This is a genomic window from Vibrio sp. 03_296 (assembly GCF_002265885.1).
This window is the reverse complement of the sequence record NZ_NPKW01000055.1, coordinates 72,730-94,609: the sequence shown is the minus strand read 5'-3', so window position 1 is coordinate 94,609 and position 21,880 is coordinate 72,730. Positions and strand designations below refer to the sequence as shown.

Here is a 21,880-nt window from a genome sequence, read left to right as displayed (position 1 = left end):
ATCAGTTGAGAATGTTTGGAACCGCGAGGCGGAAAGGTTCGATTTCGACAACAAATTCTTTGCCTTGAGCATCGTGCATGATGTATTGACCCTGCATGACGCCAACTGGGGTGTCTAATGCGGTACCACTGCTGTAAGTGTACTCATCACCAGCATCGATAAACGGTTGTTGGCCGACGACGCCATCACCTTCGACAGAGATCTGTTTGCCATTGGCATCGGTGATCAACCAACGTCGACTAAGCAGCTGTACGGTCTCAGAGCTGTGGTTTTTAATGGTAATGATGTAAGCGAAGATATAGCGAGCAAGTTCAGGATTGGATTGTTCTTCGACGTATTTGGTGTGAACTTGAATGTGAATACGGGGTTGAGATACGTCCATGCTGACTCCGTGTTTGGAAAAGCAGAGAGTGAGTCTATGCTCACTCTCATAGCGATAGATTTATTTATGGTTAGCATCCAGCCAGTTTGCCATCGCCACAAATTGCTGCAGCGTCAGATTCTCTGGACGCATGCCAGGGTTTACCCCGAGCTCTTCAAGAACTTGTTCACTCATCAGCGACTTATAACAGTTACGCACGGTTTTGCGGCGTTGGTTAAAGCCTTCGCGACAAACGCGTTCTAGCCATTGCAGGTTATTCGCTGGGTGAGGTAAGGTCTCGTAAGGAACGAGGCGAACCACCGCTGAGTCTACTTTTGGTGGTGGTACAAAGGCAGTTGGTGGTACTTCTAACACAGGGACCACTTTACAGTAGTATTGTGCCATTACTGTCAGACGACCATAGGCTTTGCTACCCGGACCTGCAGCAAGGCGGTTCACCACTTCTTTTTGCAACATAAAGTGCATGTCTTGAATATCTTTGTGAAATTCAAACAGGTGGAACATTAGCGGCGTTGAAATGTTGTAAGGTAGGTTACCAAAAATACGTAATTTATTGTTTGGTTTCACTAATTGAGTGAAATCAAAACGCATCGCATCCCCTTCATGAATCGTCAGTTTGTCTGCCAATTCGGGATGGGTACGAAGGCGCTCCGCCAAATCTCGGTCAAGTTCGATAACGGTGAATTTGTCCACTTCGCGGCCAACTGGCTCGGTAATCGCGCCTAAACCAGGACCGATTTCAACCAGGTTTTGTCCCGGTCTCGGGTTAATGGCCGAGACGATACCATCAATAATGTATGGATCGTTAAGGAAGTTCTGACCAAAGCGTTTACGCGCTTTGTGCCCCATATGGACATCATTTCTCATTGTTTTTTCTCTACCAGTTCTATCGCATGCTGAAGTGCTGTTCGGAAGCTCCCTGTATCCGCTTGGCCAGTCCCGGCTAAATCGAGTGCAGTTCCGTGATCTACCGATGTTCTTATAAAGGGTAGACCAAGAGTAATGTTGACCGACTGACCAAATCCTTTGTATTTCAACACAGGCAAGACTTGGTCGTGATACATTCCTAGAACAGCATCGGCATCGTTTAAATATTTTTCATTGAAAATGGTGTCTGCTGGCAATGGGCCTAGCAGATGGATTCCTTTTTCTTGACGAATTTTTTCCAGCGTCGGCGTGATGGTTTCAATCTCTTCACTGCCTAAGCATCCGTCTTCTCCTGCGTGCGGGTTTAAGCCACACACGTAAATCTTAGGTTCGGCAATGGCGAATTTTTCTACTAAGTCGCGATGCAAAATATCGATGATTTTTTCCAAACGCTCCGCTGTCACTGCTTTTGATACGTACGCTAAAGGTATGTGAGTAGTCACTAATGCGACTCTTAATCCTTCCGTAGCTAACATCATGACCACAAGAGGCGTGTTTGATAGCTCGGCAAAAAACTCGGTATGGCCGCTAAAAGCAACTCCAGCTCGGTTAATCACCCCCTTGTGAACAGGGCCGGTGACAATAGCATCAAATTCGCTTTTCATACAGCCTAAAGCGGCTCTTTCCAGCGTTTTTAATACATAATGACCATTCTCTTCATTGAGCTGCCCTGCCATACAAGTGCTTGGCATATCAATATGCTCGATCACTAATGTCCCCGCTTGCTGGGGGGATGGTGCAGTTGAAGCATCATAATCAAGCAGGGTAACGTTAATCCCCAATTGCTCTGCACGTTGGGCGAGCATTTTTTTATCTGCACACACCACTAACTGGTGTGGCCAATGCTCTTTTGACAAGGCGAGAACGAGATCGGGACCAATGCCAGCAGGTTCTCCAGCCGTCACCACTAAGCGTTTAACCATCGTTTTCTTCCTCGTTGATGATCTCGACAAACGCACCTGCTCGAAGCTCTTGCATCCACGCGCCGACTTCCTCGTTGAATTTACGATTAAAGAGGATGCGATAGGCCTTGTTTTTCATCGCAGAGTCGGTGCGGTCGACTTCACGGCGGTCAAGCACTTCAACAATATGCCAGCCATGCACGGTCTTAAAGGGTTCACTGATGGTTCCTACCGGCAATGTTTCAACTTGGTGCTTAAACTCGGGTACATACAAATCAGGTGTTTGATAGCCTAACTCACCGTCTTGCGCTGCTGAGCCTGGATCTTGGCTGTATTGCTGCGCCAACTCACCAAAGGTTGCCTCACCTGCGCGAATTCGACGGATAAACTCATTCAGTTCACGCTGCGCACCTTCGTCACTTAAAATCACGGTTGGTTTAAGAAGAATATGACGTGCATTCACTTCTGTTACAGCAACCGTCTCTAAGCCTTTCACGTCTTCGATTTTGAGAATATGAAAGCCTACACCACTGCGGAATGGGCCAATGATGCTGCCTTTATTTTGCATTTTGATTTGGTCAGCAAAAATGGTTGGCATCTCTTCTTTACGCATCCACCCCCAATCACCGCCTTGCAGTGCTTTGGGTCCTTTGGAATAAGTGTAAGCCATGGTGCTGAAATCAGCCCCTTGCTTGAGCTTTTCAACCAACTCTTTTGCCTGTGCTTCTAAGGCCGATTTGTCTTGCCCATCGGTAAAACGCAACTGAATGTGGCCAATACGATACTCAACGCTAGCGTTGGTTTCTTTCGACAGCAGTTCAGCGAGGTTATCCACTTCTGCCGGCAAAATATTGATACGACGTCTCACTAAGGCATTTCGTGCTTCAGATGCCGCCATCTCTTTACGAATTTGTTCGCGAAACTCTGCGTAACTCACCCCTTCGCTGGCAATGGCCGCCGAGAGTTCGTCGATGGTTTGATTATTGTTGCGTGCAATTTCCTCAATCGCTTGATTGAGACGTGTATCATCAATGCGTACGCCAATGCGGTCGGCTTCTTGTGTTTGCAGTGTGTCGATGATTAATTTATCGACGATTTGTTCGTTTAGCACGTCAGCATCGGGTAGGGCTTGTCCGCTTTTTTTTGCGTTAGCGCGCAAGGTTTTGGTCGCGGTATCAATATCACTTTGTAAGATCACGCCATCGTTGACGATCACGGCGACCTTATCTAGCTCAACAGGAGCAGAAACGGCGCTGCCAGTGACCAGCATGCCAAGTAAAAGGGTTTTCCAAATGTTCATTTTGTAATCCATATAACGTTTTGTCTCTTTCGATAAGGTCATCAAAAGTACTAATTATTCAGATAGAAAGGGCGACCGTAGGTAATCGCGTTATCTGTGCTATCCAATTCTTTTGCAGCGGTTTCTGCTTTGTTCTTAGTAGCAAACCCTTGAATACCAAAGTTTACGCTAATGTTGGTATCGTAGACCGGATTGTTACTATCGCCGCCGACCACGTCATTGCGCCATTTCACTAATTGGTTGGTGTAAGTAAAACCGATATACCAACAATCTGATTGGTATCGCAAACTGGCCATCCATTCCAAGTCGATCTCTTCGGTCAAATCGTAATAATACTGACCGCTTGCAGACCAATGGCGGTTAATGTTGTAGGCTCCGACAATCCCCGCTTGCGAGATTCCTTTGCGGGTAATCTTGTCTAACTCATCAAAGCTGATGGTATCTTCGATGTAATCTTTGGTGACATAGCGATAATTACCTTGAATAAAGCCATCGGTAAACTGATATTCCAAGGTGCTGTTAGCCAACTGCATCGCATTGAGATCGATGTCGTATTGGATCCCACCGTGATAGAACAAAAAGTCTTCGTAGTTGAAATCGGTCTCTACGGCCCAAGAGGAATAGTTTGACGTTTCTTCTTGGTTGCCTGTCAATTTGGTTTTCTTGTCAATGTAGTAAATTTGACCGAATGAGATGTTCAAACGCTCCTTGTACTCATCGTCAAAGAAGCGAGTGCTGGCACCATAACTCAGTTGGTTTGCTGCGGCGATTTTGTCGATACTACTGTACTTACGACTGCGGAAGAGGCCGTAATAATCGGTTTGTAGCAGCGTCGTATCATAGTTGTAGATATTGCCCTGTTCTTCTTCTGGTACATAGAGGTACTGAATTTGTGGCTCTAAACTTTGCGTGTAGCCTTCAAAGAGTTTCGCTTCACGCTCAAGATAAATACGAGCATGAGAGCGGTATTCAGGAATGACACGCGCAACGGTTTCATCCAACTGAGACTTCAGCGTTGGGTCGGTTAATCTATCAAGATCTTGCTGATAGTAGGTGGCTAAAAGGCGTGCTTCGGTCGTCCATGTCGCCCAACTGGTTGAGAGGGGAATGGTTAACCCAGGCTCGACGTGCGCACGCAGTGCATTCGGTTTCGAGGCATCTTGAATATCAAATTGTGTTAACTCACTTTTAACGTCAAAGTTGAGGTAATTACCAAGCAGTGGAGTGTAGAAGTTGAACTTCACCTGCGGCAGCAGTCGATAAGGTTGATTGTTATCTTGCAATAAGATTTGGAAGTCTCGCACTTGCAGCGACATATCCCAAAAATCGGAACGGTAAGCCACTTTGCCTTGTTGCATCAATTGGCCGTCTTCTCGGTTACCTAGATCGGAGCTCAAATCGCGGAAGTAATCGATATCACTGACTTGAGAGTAGTCGAGAGAAACCAACCACTGCTTATTGATGATGCCATCATGTTTGTACTGATAACCCCAACGATCTTCATCGTTGTATTTTTCATCCCCAGGTAAGTATTCACCTTTGAGTTCACCAGAACCCCAGCCATCGCTTAGATAGCGGAAGTCTGCATCTTGCTTCACCCCACGCTGTTGCATGTAGAGTGTCGTGAGCGTTAAATCGTAATTGGGTGCAATGTTCCAGTAGAAAGGAACTTCGATTTCTAAACCATCGCTAGAACCATAGTTCACTGACGGAAAAAGAAAACCCGTTTTACGAGTGTTGCCGATCGGTAGAGTGAGGTAGGGAGCATAAAAAACCGGTACGTCGAGCACTTCAAACCGTGGGTGGTAGAACGTTGCGGTTTCTTCATTTTGATCAACTTCAATACTGGATGCGACCAAACGCCACGCGTTGTCATCCTCAGGACAAGAGGTGATAGAGCCATCTTCTAATTCGTAAACCGCTTGGCCTGTTTTGGCGATGTAGGCCGCTTGGCCTCGTCCTTGCTGGCAAAGAAACTGATATTCAGTATTTTCTAGCGAGAAGGTCTCTGACGTCATATTATTGGTGACTTTGCTAGAGCTTGCTTTGACTTCACCATCATTGAAAGTGACATTGCCTTCTGCCACAACAATGTTTTCTTGTTGATGCAAGGTGACGGATTCTGCCGTAATTTTTTTGTTGCCTTGAGTGACTTCAACATCGCCCGAGTAAATGGCTTTGTCGCCATTGATGGCTTGCAGGTTATCCGCTTGAATCACGATTTCAGCATTCGCATCATTTTTTTCAGTGTCGACCAAGCATTGATCTGTAGTGGGCATTTCCTGCACACTGTTGTTTAATATCGCTTCAGCTTGAGCGTAGGGGGCAAACAGAGCGGTGGCAATTGAAGCCGCTAAAAATGTCCGGGAGAAATGTTGCATTAAAGGAACTATCCTATGTCACTGCTGCTCGATGGCTCGATGATGGCCATGGTGAAAAAATGATTGCCTTATCATAAAGGAAATCCGTGCTTCCAGCACTATATGACCGTCAATGACGGGAAAAATTCATAGATAGAGAACTCACAAATGCAGATTTTTGGCAAAATTCTTGGTGCCTTTTTTGGTTTTTTGTTCGGCGGGGTGTTTGGGGCGCTGTTCGGTTTATTTATTGGTCACCAGTTCGACAAAGCACGACGCTTGAGTCAAGCGGGCTTTAAAACCGCAGGTTTTGGGCAAGGACCAAGTCAAGCTCAGCGACAAGAGGAGTTTTTTAAGTCCGCTTTTGCTGTTATGGGACATGTGGCTAAAGCAAAAGGCCAAGTCACCAAGGAAGAGATCCAACTCGCCAGTGCAATGATGGATCGAATGAGCTTGCATGGCGAACAGCGCAGAGCAGCGCAAGATGCGTTTCGTGAAGGAAAAGAGCGTGATTTCCCTCTGGAACAAGTCTTAGAGAGAGTTAAAATTGCCACTAGTGGCCGTTTTGATTTATTGCAGTTCTTTTTGGAATTACAGATCTCTGCGGCTTTTGCCGATGGCGATGTGCATCCAAGTGAACGGAATGTATTGCACAAGATTGCGCGAGGTTTAGGATTTTCGTCTGAACAGCTCGAGCGTCGTTTGCAGATGCAAGAAGCGGCATTTCGTTTCCAGCGTCAGGGCGGATTTGGGGGACAACAGCATCAATCTCATCACTCATCTTCTCACGGTGGCTGGCAGCAAGCGTCGCAAACTGACCGTCTCGCGGATGCCTATAAGATCTTGGGCATTGACGCTAATGCCGATGGCAAAGAGGTGAAACGCGCTTATCGTAAGTTAATGAATGAGCACCACCCTGATAAATTGATGGCGAAAGGTCTACCGCCAGAAATGATGAATATGGCGAAAGAAAAATCGCAAGAAATTCAAAGTGCTTACGATCTTATTAAGAAAGAAAAAGGCTTCAAGTAGCCAACAAAAAACAGGACGATGAGATCGCCTGTTTGTTCTCATTCATATAAAAAGAGAAAGGCCGTATATCGGCCTTTCTGCGTTTATTGGGCTTGGTTGAGATTCCAGTCATAGTCGTACTCGATTTGACCAGAAAAATCTTGATACTGTGGCGCATAGCGGCCAATGTGGGAAAATAATCCCGCTTTACCACCAAAATCATCCGCAAACCAATCGTATATTGAAGAGAGCTGCGCTTTATTACCTTGTCGTGATACGCCTTTGGCACTATTGATAAACTCTTTCGCTGCTGCATCGAGCAAAGCTGGTGTGTTATCGGCCCTAAAGGCTTGCGGTTGTAGATTAGGACAGCCTAGGCTGGCGCAGTTGACCGCATAATGGGTGCGTGGATCATTCCAGATCGGGCGCAAGATACGATGTTCGATGTCGTTTAGTGTTAAGGGTTTGCTATTGATGGTGATGACTTCTTCATTCCACGGCCCAAAGCTAAACAAACCGCCTAACTTGGTAATAGACTTGAGCGGATAATTGTCGAGGATAAGATCAACGGTGATCGCATTGTAGAGATTCACCCAATAGGCATATTGCTCTGCACGGTTGAGCGTCAGTGGATTTTGCTTCGCTAGCGTAGCAAGGTATTGTTTAAGAGCCTGGTGGTCTTGTGTCGACACTTGGGCATAACGAAAAAGAGTATTTTCTCCTTGGCGAGTCAAATAGCGATCGAGCAGTGTTTGCCAAGCTTGATGGGAAACTTTGATGGTGCTTTGCTCGTCGGATGGTTGCCAATAAGGCCAAAGATCCGACTTCGGTGCCGCGTAACTCGCAACAGAAAACAAGGTGAAAATCAGCAGTAAATATCGTCGCATCGGGAAATATCCTCAACAAAGCATGGTGTTTTAGTTTGATATAGGACCGTGACAAACGACGATCAATTTCATCGCCAGCAAACAAAATGGGAATAGCAGGCTATTCCCATTGTTATCTAGCTCAATGCAGTAATTAGCGCAGAAATGCAGGAATATCTGCTTCAAAAGCGGCGATTTTGTCTTCATGTTGTAGGGTCAAACCAATGTGGTCTAAACCATTCAACAAGCAGTGACGACGAAAGTCATCGATCTCAAACGAGTATTCTTTGCCATTTGCGCGCACTTTCAGCGCTTCAAGATCCACTTCGATTTGTGCTCCTTCCGTTTCTTGCACATATTGGAACAGTTCATCGACTTCTTGTTCGGTTAAACGAACGGGCACCATTTGGTTATTGATCGAGTTGCCGTAGAAAATATCGGCAAAGCTCGGGGCAATCATCGCACGAATGCCATAGTCAGCCAGTGCCCAAGGGGCGTGCTCACGTGAAGAGCCACAACCGAAGTTCTCTCGTGCCAGCAGGATAGAGGCACCTTGGTAACGCGCTTGGTTCATGACAAATTCTGGATTGGGTTGTTCACCCGCATCATCAAGAAAACGCCAATCATGGAAGAGGTGTTTGCCAAAACCTAAGCGAGAGACTTTTTGTAGAAACTGCTTGGGAATGATCGCATCGGTATCCACGTTCGCGGCATCAAGAGGAACCACCAAACCGGTGTGTTGTTTAAAACCTTGCATGTGTGTTCCCCTTATTTCCAATCTCGAATATCAACAAAATGACCAGCAATTGCCGCAGCAGCAGCCATCGCTGGACTGACTAGATGTGTGCGGCCATCACGGCCTTGGCGGCCTTCAAAGTTACGGTTTGACGTTGACGCACAGCGTTCATGTGGCCCTAGACGATCATTGTTCATTGCTAGGCACATAGAGCAACCAGGTAGTCGCCATTCAAAACCCGCTTCTTTAAAAATGACATCCAAACCTTCCGCCTCGGCTTGCGCTTTGACTTGCTCAGACCCCGGAACAATCAGCGCTTGAACGTGTGACGCCACTTTGCGCCCTTTGGCGACGACAGCAGCGGCACGCATATCTTCGATACGTGAGTTTGTGCAAGAGCCGACAAAGACTTTGTCGACTTTGTATTCGGACAGTGATTTACCGGCTTCCAGTCCCATGTACGCCAGTGCTTTTTCAGCGGACGCTTTTTCAACGGGATCGCTGAAGCTGTCTGGTGCTGGAATGGGCTCATCCACGGCAATCACTTGGCCTGGGTTCGTGCCCCACGTTACTTGAGGTTTGATATCGGCAGCGTTTAACGTCACCACGGCATCAAACTTAGCGTCTTCATCGGTTTTGAGTGTTTTCCAGTATTCAACCGCAGCATCCCAATCTGCGCCAGCTGGCGCGAATTTACGACCTTCGATGTAGTCGAAGGTGGTCTGGTCTGGTGCAATTAAGCCTGCTTTGGCACCCAACTCAATTGCCATATTACACACGGTCATGCGACCTTCCATGGAAAGGTCTGTAATGGCTTCACCGCAGAACTCCACCACATAGCCCGTTCCTCCCGCGGCGGTGGTTTTGCCAATAATGGCAAGGACGATGTCCTTGGCGGTAATACCGTCAGCGACCTTGCCTTGAACTTCGATTTTCATGGTTTTGGCGCGCGCTTGCTTAAGGGTTTGTGTTGCCAGCACGTGCTCGACTTCAGAAGTACCAATACCAAATGCCAGCGAACCAAACGCACCGTGTGTTGCGGTGTGAGAATCACCACAGACAATGGTCATGCCCGGTAAGGTGATGCCCAATTCTGGCCCCATAACATGCACAATGCCTTGATATTTATGGTTGATGTCGTACAAGGTGACGCCGAATTCCTGACAGTTTTTGATCAGGGTTTCCATCTGAATACGGGCCATTTCACCAGACGCATTTATGTCTTTGGTGGTGGTGGATACGTTATGATCCATGGTCGCGAACGTTTTGCTCACTTGACGCACTTGGCGCCCCTTTTCACGTAAGCCATCGAACGCTTGTGGAGAAGTCACTTCATGCACTAGGTGACGGTCGATATACAGGATCGGCGTCTCACCTTCTGCAGCAACCGCTACGTGTGCCTCATAAACTTTTTCGTATAGTGTTTTGCCCATTGCTCGAACTTCCGTGTTTTTATGAATTTAGAATGTATTGTGCGATCTTATCGCCCATTTCAGCGGTCGATAGTGCCGGTTTGTTACCTGCAAGATCGGCAGTCAGTTCACCGGCGGCTAGCGCTTGAGAAACCGCGTTTTCAATGTCTTGTGCTGCGGCCTCCTCACCAAGGCTATAACGTAGCATGAGAGCGGCTGAAAGGATTTGCGCGACTGGGTTAGCGATGTTTTTCCCTGCGATATCAGGCGCGCTGCCACCTGCAGGTTCATACAGGCCGAATTTGCTTTCGTTTAGGCTGGCTGATGGCAACATGCCCATAGAGCCAGTGATCATCGCGCACTCGTCCGAAATAATGTCGCCAAAGATGTTAGAACACAGCATGACGTCAAACTGCGCAGGATCTTTGATCAACTGCATCGTTGCGTTGTCGATATACATATGCGATAGCTCAACATCTGGGTAGTCTTTAGCGATCTCTTCGACGACTTCACGCCATAAGATAGAACTTTGCAGTACATTGGCTTTGTCGATAGAGCACACTTTCTTACGGCGTAGGCGAGCCGACTCGAAGGCAATCTTCGCGATGCGTTCGATTTCAAAGCGGTGGTAAATTTCCGTGTCGTACGCTTTTTCGTTGGCGCCTTCACCTTCACGGCCTTTGGGTTGACCGAAATAGATACCACCCGTTAGTTCACGCACGACGACAATATCAAAACCACGGCCAGAGATGTCGGCACGCAATGGTGAAAATGCTTCTAAGCCACTGTGAATTTGAGCTGGGCGAAGGTTACAAAACAGCTGGAAATGCTTACGTAGTGGCAGAAGTGCGCCACGCTCTGGTTGGTCGTTAGGTGGCAAATGTTCCCACTTAGGACCGCCTACTGAACCAAACAGCACCGCGTCTGACTCTTCACATGCGGTCACCGTGCTTTGGGGGAGTGGGCAGCCATGATTATCAATCGCAATACCGCCAACGTCGTGCTCTTCACGTTCGAAGTGAATCGCGTGTTTTTGCTCAATCGCATCCAGCACTTTGTGTGCTTGAGCCATTACTTCTGGGCCAATACCATCACCGGGTAAAACGGCGATTTTGTAAGTTTTGTCTGTCATGTTAATCCTTTAATTATTGAATTTTATTGTGCTGTGTTGCAGCGAATTATGGGCATTCCGAGCACAATTAAGCACTCGGAATACGGCTATACGGTTGCGACTTTTTTCTGTTTCATTTCGGCAATTTCGTTGGCACGATGAATACTGTTGATCACGTGCAGTAAAGCTTGACCTGATGCTTCAACGATATCCGTTGAGATACCCGTACCGTGGTACTTACGGCCTTTGTAATTGGCAATAATGTCTGCTTGGCCTAAGCCGTCTTCACCTTCCCCTTTGGCGGTGAGATCGAACTTGTCCAATACGATGTCGTAGCCTGTCAGACGGTAGATACATTGGTATAACGCATCAACAGGGCCATTACCAACGGCCGCTTCGCATTTCTCTTCATCACCACACAACAACTTAATGCTGGTGGTCGCCATTACGCTGCCTGATTGCACGCTTAGGTAGTTCAGCTTGTAATAATCATCTTCTTCGCGCAGGTTAGAGAAGTGCATCAGTGCTTCTAGGTCATAGTCGAAGACTTGTCCTTTGCGATCCGCTAGTTTTAGGAAATCTTGGTATAACGCATCTAAGTTGTACTCATCTTCCTTATAGCCCATAGCATCCATGTGGCTCTTCACCGCAGCACGGCCACTGCGACTGGTTAGGTTCAGCGCTTGGTTCTTCAGGCCAATCGATTCTGGCGTCATGATTTCGTAAGTGTTCTTATTCTTTAGCATGCCATCTTGGTGGATACCGGAAGAGTGGCTAAAGGCGTTGGCACCGACAATGGCTTTATTGGCTTGGATTGGCATGTTGCAAAGTTGGCTGACCAACTTACTGGTGCGATGGATTTCTTCGTGGTTGATGCCTGTTCGAACCCCTAGCAGCTCTTGACGAGTTTTGATGATCATGGCGATCTCTTCTAAAGAGCAGTTACCTGCTCGTTCACCAATGCCATTGATCGTCCCTTCAACCTGACGTGCACCTGCTTGAACAGCGGCGATGGAGTTGGCAACAGACATGCCTAAATCATCGTGACAGTGAACCGAAATGATCGCTTTGTCGATGTTCGGTACGCGGTTAAATAGGGTTTGAATAATACCGCCAAATTCGCTTGGTACGGTGTAGCCCACGGTATCTGGGATATTAATGGTACGTGCGCCCGCATTTATCGCGGCTTCTACCATGCGGCAAAGATTGTCGATAGGCGTACGTCCGGCATCTTCGCAAGAAAATTCCACATCGTCCGTGTATTTGCGGGCATGCTTCACCGCTCTAACGCCCATTTCAAGCACATCATCGTAGCTACGACGTAATTTGTCTTGTACGTGAATGGTGGAGGTAGAAATAAAAGTGTGGATACGGAATGCCTCTGCCACTTTCAAGGCTTCAGCAGCGGCATCAATGTCCTTTTCTACGGCGCGAGCAAGGGCACATACGCGGCTATTTTTAATGTTACGAGCGATGGTTTGTACGGACTCAAAATCACCAGGAGAAGAAACCGGGAAACCTGCTTCGATCACATCAACGCCAAGTCGTTCAAGCGCATAAGCAATCTGCAACTTCTCTTTTACCGTTAGGCTCGCTGATAACGCTTGTTCGCCATCACGTAACGTGGTGTCGAATATAATTACCTGATCGTTCATGTTCGCTTCCTTTTCTCGACAGTTAATCGATTTCTTCTGGTCAATGTTGTGTTTGGATATAAAAAAGCCCGCATCGATGTGCGGGCTGTTTGTTATTCTGTGTGGTTTATTTTTCTTCCACAGCCTACCCGCGCGATCTTGTCACGATGAGGAGGAGGTTCAGTAGGAAAGAAAAATGTGCTGTCATCTTGTTAAGCGTTCCACAAAATTAAGTTAACAGATTAGTACCGCACTCAGTGTGGCGCGTCAACCCTAAAGTTGATTTTTTATTCATATCCGATCAGTTGAGCGATAAAAATACGACTTGTTGGAAAAAACAACGTCAGACTCCTCTAGTGACGTCATTGTCTGTGGCATTTCTGCTCTGGCCGAGTATTGGATAGCAAAGATTAAGTGAGAGAGTTAATGAGTTGTCGCTACGTAATGTGACATCACTGCTAAAGCGTTTGCTTTCATACTTTTCTAATGCTTGCCCGAAACGGTGTTCGCCTAGCACTATTGGGCACTAAGAAAATAAGGTGTACCGATTAATTCCGGGTTGGCTGGCGCTTAGCGCTCGATGGAACAAGAGTTTAAGTGATGAAGAGAAGGGAGAAGATAATGTCTAATAAATCGGCTTGGTATGCAGTGTTAACATTGAGCTGCTTGACGTTACTTGGCTGTCAATTGACCAGTACCGAAAGAAAAGTAGGCAGTGTTTCTTCGGCACAATTATCTAAAAATGCAGAAGTATTACAACAGCAGCTTGAGTTGACGTTGAGCTCTCAGGAACAGAAAACCTTCCTAACCGCAATGGCGACTTTGTTGGAAAGTCAGAGTTCTGAAATGGCTGGTGGGGAGGAGAAAGAAGGGTTGAAGGCGTCACAATGGCGTATTGCTTCTTCTGATCCTAAAACCAAAACGTTTCTTGTCGGGACTGACGTTTACCCCGGAGTAACATTAAAAGGGGAACTGTCTCTACTGGATTTGCCATTCAGTGCCACCACGGTTGTTAACTTACGCTCAGGTCCATCTGCGAAATCGAATAAAGTAGGGCAGCTACAAACGGGAGATGTCTTCATCGCGTTGGCAAAAGTCCCCGGTGCACCTTGGTTGTTAGTCGAGAGGCAGGGAATGATAGAAGGCTACGTACATCAAGGTTATGTACAAAGCCGTATCGAACCTCGTGACATTTTATCGGTGAAGCCCAATGCAGCGTTAACGCCGAAAACCCGATCAGCAAGTCAAACAATATTGTGGACAGGCAGTTATCAATGTCGTGATTTACAGTATCAGCTCAATGGTGCCAATCAGGCTCGCTCAGGCAATTTGATGGCATGTCGAAAAGACAAAAACATTTGGTATATACAGTCGATCGATCCCAGTTAATTTTCGCGATGGCGATCTCTTCTCTTTATTGATGTCAAAGAGAGCACTCTGTTTGTGCTCTCTTCGTTCTTCTCCGCTTCCTTTGTTCCTTTCGCTATCTTCTTGATCGCCCAAGCCTTATCAAGGATTCAGGGCGTTGTCACTAAATCGCCAAATTCCTTTCATGGGATTGTCACTCTGATTTCCTAGCTTAGTAGCAGGAGAACGACATTCAGGATGGCAACAATGAAATCGATCAACACGCTGCGTCTGCCGATACAACGTATTGCAGACTTCGACTTTGCGCTTTCTAGCTTTTGCTTAAAACATAGATTCAATTACCAAGTAGCGACCATAAGCAAAGCAATTTCCCATAGTGGTGATGGGCATCTTTACGCCTTGATTGGACTGGCCGCATGGTTGGCTATTCCTTCACTAGGTACGTGGTTTTTGCTCTGTGGTTTACTGGCCTTTATCATCGAGTTGCCCATTTATTGGGGACTCAAAAACAGTTTCAAGCGCCGTCGGCCAGAAGAATACAGTGCCTATTTGCCCGCTTTTATCACCCCTTCGGATCGCTACAGCTTGCCTTCGGGTCACACCGCCGCAGGGTTTGTCATGGCCACCATCACTAGTTACTTCTTCCCAGAGTTGACATGGTTTGCATTTAGCTGGGCGGCCCTCATTGGGTTGTCGCGCATTTTACTGGGTGTACATTTTTTTAGTGATGTTGTGATTGGTGCTCTGCTCGGTCATGCCTGTGCCACTTTGGCCTTGATTCTTGTGATGGAGTGAGCCTATGAAAATTCTGTATGGGGTACAAGGCACGGGGAATGGTCATATCGCCCGAGCTCGGGCAATGGCAAACGCCTTTGCGGCGCAGCATTGCCAAGTGGATTTTCTTTTTTCTGGTCGAGATCCGAAGCGCTATTTCTCCATGGAAGCCTTTGGCCAGTACAAAACGTGTCGAGGGCTCACCTTTGCGACGAAAAATGGCCGTGTGGATTACTGGCAAACTGCGCTCGAAAACAGTTTATTGACTATGAATCAAGAAGTGCAGCAGCAAGATCTTAGCCAGTATGATTTGGTGATCAGTGACTTTGAGCCCGTTTCAGCGTGGGCAGCTAAACGACAAAATAAGCCCTGCATTGGGCTTAGTCATCAAAATGCATTTCGTTATTCTGTGCCATTGCGGGGGGCGTCATGGCTCGATAAGCAAGTGCTGCGTCATTTTGCTCCTGCTAATATTTATTTAGGTTTGCATTGGTACCATTTTGATCAACCGATCTTACCGCCGATTGTTTACACGCTTTGTTACGCAACTGAGCAAAGCGATGCGATTCTAGTTTATTTACCCTTTGAACAGTTGGAATCCATTTGCGAGTTGTTGTGGCGTTTTAAATCGCAGTCATTCATCTGTTATCACCCAGATGTACTCGCGGAAGAAATGGAAGGCAATATTTCACTTCGTGCGCTCGATCATCATTCATTTCAATTAGATTTACATCGTTGTAAAGGGGTGATCGCGAATGGGGGCTTTGAGCTGCCTTCAGAAGCGTTGACATTAGGCAAAAAATTATTGGTGAAACCGCTTGAAGGGCAGTTTGAGCAACAAAGCAACGTGGCGACCTTAGAAACCCTTGGTTTAGCTACGGTGATGGACACCTTGGACAGCCAAGTTGTGCGGCGTTGGTTGCAAGATGCGTTGGCGGAAAAAGTCACTTATCCTCAAGTAGCGCCAGCGATCGTCGAATGGATACTCAAAGGAGACTGGTCATGCCATCAATCGCTGTGTGAGCAACTGTGGCAACAAGTCGACTTTCCCAGTTACGTGTCAATTTCATAGCGCTAATATTGACGAGATTGTTGGGTTTTGTGGTTAAACAATAGTTGTAACAAATGCTTTAAGTGGGTTAAGTGATGAGACATCACTTAGCTCAATAATTGCTACTTATGAGGGTATTCCTGTTTTTTATAGTTTTTTAGGTTTCGCTTAAATATATGTTTTTAATCAACAAAAATGATAATTGGCTAAAATATTGTGATTAATTATCAATCTAGTTGCTAAACATCAATGAATTCAATGATAGTGAAGTGCGCCCTGAGAGTGATGGGGGCGATAAATATAAGAAATACAGGTTATCTATTCCTGACTATCAAATTCAAATTTGTTGACCGTTACACGAGAGGCGCACTAGATGTTAGACAAAAAAGATGCGATGAGCGCGATTGCCAGCTATCGAATGGAAAGTACTTTACGCGGAGTGGATCTCAACCTACTGACGGTATTTGATGCCGTTATGCAAGAGCAAAATATTACTCGCGCAGCACATAATTTAGGCATGTCACAGCCTGCAGTGAGCAACGCAGTTGCTCGCTTAAAAGTGATGTTTAATGATGAGCTTTTCATGCGTCAAGGTCGTGGTATTCAACCGACCCAACGTGCTCGCCAATTATTTGGTCCAGTTCGCCAAGCGCTGCAATTGATCCGCAATGAACTACCAAGCTCTGTATTCCAGCCTGAGTCTTCAACTCGCCTGTTCAAACTGGCGATTTGCAGCCCATGTGATATGCGTTTTGCACCACGCATTATGGCAGACATTCATAACAAAGCGCCGAATGTACAATTGCATTTGGATGCAGAGTTTGATCGCATGCTCTCTGAGCGTATGCGCTATCAAGAAATCGACTTTGTGATTGATTACGCACGTTTTGACGAGCAAGGCTTCTCAAGCACAGAGATCTTTAAAGATGAACTCGTAGTTGTGACGTCTAAGCAGCACCCTCGCATTCAAGGTAAAGTGACAGAAGCGCAGTTGATGCAAGAGCGTCACGCTAAACTGTCTCGAATTCACGGCCAACGCAGCTTCTCTGAGCAAGCGTATCGCGATCTGGATGTGGCCGCGTATTTCGAAGGCACAAGCTTGAGCAACGTTCTGTATGTGGTTGGTCAATCTGAGCTTGTGACGATCGCGCCTCGCTGGATTGTGGAAAATGCGGCAAACAACGCGCAGCTACAGATTCTTGACTTCCCGTTTGAAAATCGTGAAATCAGCGGTTTCTTAAGCTGGCACGAGTCATCAGAAAAAGACAAAGGCCACATTTGGCTGCGTGATCTGCTGATGGTGACATGTGGCGAAGTGGTTGCAGCGGTATAACCGACACGGCCTGTTACAAGTTGAATGCCCTCATTGAGCCTTGGCCGTGAGGGCATTTTTTTATCTTGTTATTGATGATTCTCTCTAATTGAGCATAAGTTTGACCCTCATCAGTTGCGTTTTTTGTTCCCACCGCTACACTGTGCCCGCAAATAGAGCTTACATGTGTAAGCCAAAGGTAAGAGACATGGCCAATTTAGATTTTCACATCGTAAAACGAATTCGTAAGCAGATTGCACAAGGTGCGGAGCGAGTTGCGCTCAAGCATAAAGTTGGTGCAGTTTGGCAAGGTATTAGCTGGAAGCAATTTGGTCAGCAAATTGATGAATTATCCCTAGCGTTGCTTGCGCAGGGCATTGAAGTCCAAGATAAGATCGCTATCTTTTCTAATAACATGCCGCAGTGGACGGTGGCCGATTTTGCGGCCCTACAATTACGTGCAGTCACGGTTCCGATTTACCCAACCAATACGGCAGCTCAAGCGGCTTATATTGTGCAAAATGCCGACGTTAAAGTCTTGTTCGTGGGTGAACAGCCACAATTTGATGCCGCAGTGAAAATCTTCGATGAGTGTGAGCAACTGAACTTGATTGTCGCCATGTCAGACGATATTGATTTAGGCGAACATCACTTTGCGATCCATTGGAAAGCCTTCATTCAACAAGGTCAACAAGAGGCTCGCGCTGAGCTTGAACGACGTTTAGAACAAGCAAACTTTGAGGATTTGCTGACATTAATCTATACCTCAGGCACCACGGGGCAGCCGAAAGGGGTGATGTTAGATTACGCCAACATTGCCGCTCAATTAGAGGGGCATGATCGACGCTTAAGCCTGACAGAAAACGACGTTTCGCTTTGTTTCTTGCCGTTGTCACACGTTTTTGAGCGCGCGTGGACCTTTTACGTTCTGTATAAAGGCGGTACAAACTGTTATTTGCAAGATACCATGCAAGTTCGTGACGCTCTGAGTGATATCAAGCCAACGGTGATGTGTGCCGTACCGCGTTTTTACGAGAAAATCTTCTCTGCCATCCATGAGAAAGTGTCTCGCGCACCGCTGATGCGCAAAATCATGTTCACCTGGGCGGTGAACATGGGGGCGAAGATGTCCGTGTGCCACCAAGAAGGTCGCCAGCCTTCATTGATGCTGAAAAAAGCCCATGCGTTGGCGGATAAGCTGGTGTTGTCAAAACTGCGTGCCCTGCTGGGAGGCAACATCAACTTTATGCCATGTGGTGGTGCAAAACTGGATGAAACCATTGGCCGTTTCTTCCATGCGATCGGTATCAACGTAAAGCTGGGCTACGGCATGACTGAAACCACAGCAACGATTTCATGCTGGGATGACAAGTGCTTTAACCCCGACTCTATCGGCATGGCGATGCCGGGCGCACAAGTAAAAATTGGCGAAAACAACGAAATTTTGGTTCGTGGTCCGATGGTGATGCGTGGTTACTACAAGCTCCCAGAAGAAACGGAGAAAACGTTTGATGAACACGGTTTTCTCAAAACGGGCGACGCGGGTCATATTGATGAGCACGGCAACCTGTTCATTACCGATCGTATCAAAGAGCTGATGAAAACGTCTGGAGGCAAATACATTGCTCCTCAGATGATTGAAGGTGCGATTGGTAAAGATCATTTCATTGAGCAAATCGCGGTGATTGCCGATACACGCAAATTCGTTTCAGCGTTGATTGTGCCTTGTTTTGACTCTTTGGAAGAGTACGCCAAAGAGCTCAATATTAAGTATCACGATCGCGTTGAATTGATTAAGCATCACCAAGTTGTGGAAATGCTGGAGAAGCGCGTTAACGATCTGCAGAAAGAGCTGGCGAAATTTGAACAAGTGAAGAAGTTCAAGTTGCTACCGAAAGCGTTTTCTATGGATGAAGGTGAGTTGACGCCAACGCAGAAATTGCGCCGTAAGGTGATCAACGACAAGTATCAAGACGAAATCGAAGAAATGTATTCAGAAAAGAAAGAGAAATAAGCTTTTCTGTCGAACATTGACGTCACATTGATCCTTGATGAACCTCACTGAGTGTGAAACGCCAGTGAGGTTTTTTCGTCTTTGACGCCCATAAAGCAGGCGTTGCCTTGTCTTGTCTAAAACAGAATTCTCACCGTGAGAACTGAGTGAGCTGTGAATTTTTGTTCTTTTTTAACGAAGAAATATGGTGATCATCCTGTTTAACGGCCTTTGGCCGCGATCTATTCCTTATTAAGTGCTAATAAATAGCATCTTGTTTAAATTTCGATCTATCTCTCATTAGACCTGCTGATAATAAAAAGTTACATTTGTTGCGTTACCTTGCTCTTTGTTATGACAAAGGCAGGACATAGCAAAAATGAAGTTTTTTCGAATTAGGCTACAAATAAGCCCTAAACTATGTAAAACCAGCCCATTAGATTGACCTTATTTAATGGAAACTGGCTAAGGAGAAGCACTATGACAGCAATGTTGTCAGGCGCAGAGATGGTTGTTCAATCTCTGATCGAAGAAAACGTAGAGCAAATTTTTGGTTATCCCGGTGGTTCAGTACTGGATATTTATGATGCTCTTCACGCCAAAACTGAACAAATCAAACATGTATTAGTTCGTCATGAACAAGCCGCGACCCACATGGCTGATGGTTATGCTCGTGCCACAGGCAAACCCGGCGTTGTCCTAGTCTGTTCAGGACCTGGCGCAACGAACACCATCACCGGAATTGCCACGGCTTACATGGATTCCATCCCGATGATCGTTATTTCAGGAAACGTACCAAATAGCTTAATTGGTAATGATGCTTTCCAAGAGTGCGATATCGTTGGTGTTTCTCGCCCTGTGGTTAAACATAGTTTCCTCGTTAAGCGTGCGGAAGACATTCCTGAGACCATCAAGAAAGCATTTTACATTGCCACGACAGGTCGCCCTGGTCCTGTGGTGATCGACTTGCCAAAAGATGTGATGAACCCGCAGATCAAACTGCCTTATGAATATCCTAAGTCAATCAGCATGCGGTCATACAAACCAACCACTTCGGGCCATAAAGGCCAAATCAAGAAAGCGCTAAAGGCATTACTTGAAGCTAAGAAGCCCGTTCTTTATATCGGTGGTGGGGCGATTATCTCAGGTGCGCATGAGTCGATCCTCAAGCTGGCTGAAACACTAAATGTGCCCGTTGTCAGCACACTAATGGGGCTTGGAGCTTTCCCGGGAACTCACAAAAACGCTCTAGGCATGCTTGGCATGCATGGTAAATATGAAGCCAATATGGCGATGCATAACGCCGATCTTATTTTTGGTGTCGGGGTACGTTTTGATGACCGTACCACCAACAACTTAGAAAAATACTGTCCTAATGCGAAGATCATGCACATCGACATCGACCCTTCTTCGATCTCGAAAAACGTCAAAGTTGACCTACCCATCGTGGGGTCAGCGGAGCAAGTGCTTGAGACCATGGTGACACTTCTTGAAGAGCAAGGTGCTGAAAACGATACACAAGCCTTAGCGAGCTGGTGGGATGAAATTGAAGGCTGGAAATCACGCGATTGCCTCGCCTACGATACCTCTTCGGAGCGCATCAAGCCACAACAAGTGATCGAGACACTGCATAAGCTGACCAATGGGGATGCTTACGTTGCGTCAGATGTCGGCCAGCATCAAATGTTTGCCGCGCTTTACTACCCGTTCAACAAACCGCGCCGTTGGATCAATTCTGGTGGTTTAGGCACCATGGGCTTTGGTCTGCCCGCTGGTATGGGGGTGAAATTCGCCATGCCAGAAGAAGAAGTGGTGGTGGTGACGGGAGATGGCAGTATCCAAATGAACATTCAAGAACTGTCGACTGCGATGCAATATGACATTCCGGTCAAAATTATTAACTTGAATAACCGTTTCCTTGGAATGGTGAAGCAGTGGCAAGACATTATCTATCAAGGTCGCCACTCTAACTCATACATGAGTTCGGTTCCCGATTTTGCAGCCATTGCAGAAGCTTATGGCCATGTAGGTATTCGTATTGAAACCCCCGATCAACTCGAGTCAGAGCTGAAACGCGCCCTCGACATGAAAGATCGCTTGGTGTTTGTCGATATCAATGTGGATGAAACTGAGCACGTCTACCCGATGCAAATCAAAGGCGAAGGCATGGACAAAATGTGGCTAAGCAAAACGGAGAGAACTTAATATGAGACACATTATTTCGTTGTTAATGGAAAACCAACCGGGTGCCTTGTCTCGTGTGGTAGGGCTGTTCTCTCAGCGTGGCTATAACATTGAATCCTTGACCGTTTCACCAACGGACGATGAAACCTTGTCTCGTTTGAACATTACCACGATGACCGACGAGATGCAGTTAGAGCAAATTCAAAAGCAGTTACATAAACTGATTGATGTGCTGAAAGTACAAGAGGTGACGGAGTTCGATCATATCGAACGTGAACTGATGATGGTGAAAGTGAAAGCCAGTGGTTTTGCTCGTGCAGAAGTGAAGCGTACTGCGGATATTTTCCGAGGTCAGATTGTCGACGTTACGGCCTCGCAGTACACGGTACAACTTGCAGGAACCAGTGAAAAACTGGATGCTTTCATTCAGGCCATTTCTGAAGTCACGGAAGTGATCGAAGTTGCTCGCAGCGGTGTGGTCGGCATTGCTCGCGGAGAGCGTGCTCTTAAAGCCTAGTTTGTTGAATTTACAGAGATATGGCCACCTAGTGTGGCCA

The 21,880-nt window shown here is 46.6% G+C and carries 18 protein-coding genes; 8 read left to right on the top strand and 10 right to left on the bottom strand.

Translation table 11 applies throughout. The features are described from left to right. Position 1: 1 nt before the first annotated feature. Genes apaG through lptD form a run of 5 tightly spaced genes read right to left on the bottom strand, consistent with a single transcriptional unit; the run spans position 2 to position 5,892 of the window. Positions 2 to 382: a Co2+/Mg2+ efflux protein ApaG gene (gene apaG, locus CIK04_RS06065; protein ID WP_038940590.1), complete on the bottom strand. Its 381-nt coding sequence runs from the start codon at positions 380 to 382 to the stop codon at positions 2 to 4. A gap of 60 nt (positions 383 to 442) precedes the next feature. Beyond that, positions 443 to 1,249 (bottom strand): 16S rRNA (adenine(1518)-N(6)/adenine(1519)-N(6))-dimethyltransferase RsmA, encoded by an 807-nt coding sequence (rsmA, locus tag CIK04_RS06060; RefSeq protein ID WP_011078742.1) that lies wholly within the window; start codon positions 1,247 to 1,249, stop codon positions 443 to 445. After that, a complete protein-coding gene (gene pdxA / locus CIK04_RS06055) occupies positions 1,246 to 2,232 on the bottom strand; it encodes a 4-hydroxythreonine-4-phosphate dehydrogenase PdxA (protein ID WP_097352397.1) in 987 nt (328 codons plus the stop codon). Before pdxA ends, rsmA begins: the two co-directional genes overlap by 4 nt. Next, positions 2,225 to 3,511, bottom strand: a complete 1,287-nt coding sequence (gene surA, locus CIK04_RS06050) for a peptidylprolyl isomerase SurA (protein WP_011078740.1) — start codon at positions 3,509 to 3,511, stop codon at positions 2,225 to 2,227. Before surA ends, pdxA begins: the two co-directional genes overlap by 8 nt. A 50-nt stretch (positions 3,512 to 3,561) precedes the next feature. Further along, complete coding sequence (gene lptD, locus CIK04_RS06045) at positions 3,562 to 5,892, bottom strand: LPS assembly protein LptD (RefSeq protein ID WP_097352398.1); 2,331 nt, start codon at positions 5,890 to 5,892, stop codon at positions 3,562 to 3,564. Positions 5,893 to 6,039: 147 nt separating this feature from the next. On the opposite strand from lptD, the gene djlA reads away from it, so the two are divergent. Further along, the gene (djlA, locus tag CIK04_RS06040; RefSeq protein WP_011078738.1) at positions 6,040 to 6,903 is read left to right on the top strand and encodes a co-chaperone DjlA; all 864 of its coding nucleotides are present in this window, start codon (positions 6,040 to 6,042) and stop codon (positions 6,901 to 6,903) included. Positions 6,904 to 6,986: 83 nt separating this feature from the next. On the opposite strand, the gene CIK04_RS06035 is transcribed toward djlA, so the two are convergent. From CIK04_RS06035 to leuA, 5 genes are all read right to left on the bottom strand, one after another. Further along, positions 6,987 to 7,769 (bottom strand): DUF547 domain-containing protein, encoded by a 783-nt coding sequence (locus tag CIK04_RS06035; RefSeq protein ID WP_097352399.1) that lies wholly within the window; start codon positions 7,767 to 7,769, stop codon positions 6,987 to 6,989. A 133-nt stretch (positions 7,770 to 7,902) separates the two neighbouring features. Next, positions 7,903 to 8,505: a 3-isopropylmalate dehydratase small subunit gene (leuD, locus tag CIK04_RS06030; protein ID WP_017789459.1), complete on the bottom strand. Its 603-nt coding sequence runs from the start codon at positions 8,503 to 8,505 to the stop codon at positions 7,903 to 7,905. An 11-nt stretch (positions 8,506 to 8,516) separates the two neighbouring features. Then, positions 8,517 to 9,917: a 3-isopropylmalate dehydratase large subunit gene (gene leuC, locus CIK04_RS06025; RefSeq protein ID WP_097352400.1), complete on the bottom strand. Its 1,401-nt coding sequence runs from the start codon at positions 9,915 to 9,917 to the stop codon at positions 8,517 to 8,519. Positions 9,918 to 9,936: 19 nt separating this feature from the next. Further along, positions 9,937 to 11,028, bottom strand: coding sequence for a 3-isopropylmalate dehydrogenase (gene leuB / locus CIK04_RS06020; protein ID WP_038963720.1), 1,092 nt, complete (start codon positions 11,026 to 11,028; stop codon positions 9,937 to 9,939). 86 nt (positions 11,029 to 11,114) lie between these two features. After that, entirely contained in the window at positions 11,115 to 12,662 is a 1,548-nt protein-coding gene (leuA, locus tag CIK04_RS06015; RefSeq protein ID WP_097352401.1) for a 2-isopropylmalate synthase, read from the bottom strand. Positions 12,663 to 13,262: 600 nt separating this feature from the next. Between leuA and CIK04_RS06010 the strand changes: the two genes are divergently transcribed. The 7 genes from CIK04_RS06010 (at position 13,263) to ilvN (ending at position 21,840) form a co-directional block, all read left to right on the top strand. After that, positions 13,263 to 14,030: an SH3 domain-containing protein gene (locus CIK04_RS06010; protein WP_097352402.1), complete on the top strand. Its 768-nt coding sequence runs from the start codon at positions 13,263 to 13,265 to the stop codon at positions 14,028 to 14,030. 225 nt (positions 14,031 to 14,255) lie between these two features. After that, positions 14,256 to 14,804 (top strand): phosphatase PAP2 family protein, encoded by a 549-nt coding sequence (locus CIK04_RS06005; RefSeq protein ID WP_045629365.1) that lies wholly within the window; start codon positions 14,256 to 14,258, stop codon positions 14,802 to 14,804. Positions 14,805 to 14,808: 4 nt separating this feature from the next. Next, positions 14,809 to 15,855, top strand: coding sequence for an MJ1255/VC2487 family glycosyltransferase (locus CIK04_RS06000; protein ID WP_097352403.1), 1,047 nt, complete (start codon positions 14,809 to 14,811; stop codon positions 15,853 to 15,855). Positions 15,856 to 16,207: 352 nt separating this feature from the next. Continuing rightward, complete coding sequence (gene leuO, locus CIK04_RS05995; RefSeq protein WP_011078729.1) at positions 16,208 to 17,167, top strand: transcriptional regulator LeuO; 960 nt, start codon at positions 16,208 to 16,210, stop codon at positions 17,165 to 17,167. Between the two features lie 187 nt (positions 17,168 to 17,354). After that, positions 17,355 to 19,160 carry a long-chain fatty acid--CoA ligase gene (locus CIK04_RS05990; RefSeq protein ID WP_038940601.1) on the top strand — a complete coding sequence of 602 codons (1,806 nt, stop codon included), beginning with the start codon at positions 17,355 to 17,357 and terminating at the stop codon, positions 19,158 to 19,160. Between the two features lie 459 nt (positions 19,161 to 19,619). Further along, entirely contained in the window at positions 19,620 to 21,344 is a 1,725-nt protein-coding gene (locus tag CIK04_RS05985) for an acetolactate synthase 3 large subunit (RefSeq protein ID WP_097352404.1), read from the top strand. A gap of 1 nt (position 21,345) precedes the next feature. Then, positions 21,346 to 21,840: an acetolactate synthase small subunit gene (gene ilvN, locus CIK04_RS05980; RefSeq protein ID WP_011078726.1), complete on the top strand. Its 495-nt coding sequence runs from the start codon at positions 21,346 to 21,348 to the stop codon at positions 21,838 to 21,840. The last annotated feature ends 40 nt before the right edge of the window (positions 21,841 to 21,880 follow it).

Excerpts from the sequence above, each read along its gene's own strand:
- apaG (WP_038940590.1), bottom strand. The coding sequence starts at position 382 with ATGGACGTATCTCAACCCCGTATTCACATTCAAGTTCACACCAAATAC.
- rsmA (WP_011078742.1), bottom strand. The coding sequence starts at position 1,249 with ATGAGAAATGATGTCCATATGGGGCACAAAGCGCGTAAACGCTTTGGT.
- pdxA (WP_097352397.1), bottom strand. The coding sequence starts at position 2,232 with ATGGTTAAACGCTTAGTGGTGACGGCTGGAGAACCTGCTGGCATTGGT.
- surA (WP_011078740.1), bottom strand. The coding sequence starts at position 3,511 with ATGAACATTTGGAAAACCCTTTTACTTGGCATGCTGGTCACTGGCAGC.
- lptD (WP_097352398.1), bottom strand. The coding sequence starts at position 5,892 with ATGCAACATTTCTCCCGGACATTTTTAGCGGCTTCAATTGCCACCGCT.
- djlA (WP_011078738.1), top strand. The coding sequence starts at position 6,040 with ATGCAGATTTTTGGCAAAATTCTTGGTGCCTTTTTTGGTTTTTTGTTC.
- CIK04_RS06035 (WP_097352399.1), bottom strand. The coding sequence starts at position 7,769 with ATGCGACGATATTTACTGCTGATTTTCACCTTGTTTTCTGTTGCGAGT.
- leuD (WP_017789459.1), bottom strand. The coding sequence starts at position 8,505 with ATGCAAGGTTTTAAACAACACACCGGTTTGGTGGTTCCTCTTGATGCC.
- leuC (WP_097352400.1), bottom strand. The coding sequence starts at position 9,917 with ATGGGCAAAACACTATACGAAAAAGTTTATGAGGCACACGTAGCGGTT.
- leuB (WP_038963720.1), bottom strand. The coding sequence starts at position 11,028 with ATGACAGACAAAACTTACAAAATCGCCGTTTTACCCGGTGATGGTATT.
- leuA (WP_097352401.1), bottom strand. The coding sequence starts at position 12,662 with ATGAACGATCAGGTAATTATATTCGACACCACGTTACGTGATGGCGAA.
- CIK04_RS06010 (WP_097352402.1), top strand. The coding sequence starts at position 13,263 with ATGTCTAATAAATCGGCTTGGTATGCAGTGTTAACATTGAGCTGCTTG.
- CIK04_RS06005 (WP_045629365.1), top strand. The coding sequence starts at position 14,256 with ATGAAATCGATCAACACGCTGCGTCTGCCGATACAACGTATTGCAGAC.
- CIK04_RS06000 (WP_097352403.1), top strand. The coding sequence starts at position 14,809 with ATGAAAATTCTGTATGGGGTACAAGGCACGGGGAATGGTCATATCGCC.
- leuO (WP_011078729.1), top strand. The coding sequence starts at position 16,208 with ATGTTAGACAAAAAAGATGCGATGAGCGCGATTGCCAGCTATCGAATG.
- CIK04_RS05990 (WP_038940601.1), top strand. The coding sequence starts at position 17,355 with ATGGCCAATTTAGATTTTCACATCGTAAAACGAATTCGTAAGCAGATT.
- CIK04_RS05985 (WP_097352404.1), top strand. The coding sequence starts at position 19,620 with ATGACAGCAATGTTGTCAGGCGCAGAGATGGTTGTTCAATCTCTGATC.
- ilvN (WP_011078726.1), top strand. The coding sequence starts at position 21,346 with ATGAGACACATTATTTCGTTGTTAATGGAAAACCAACCGGGTGCCTTG.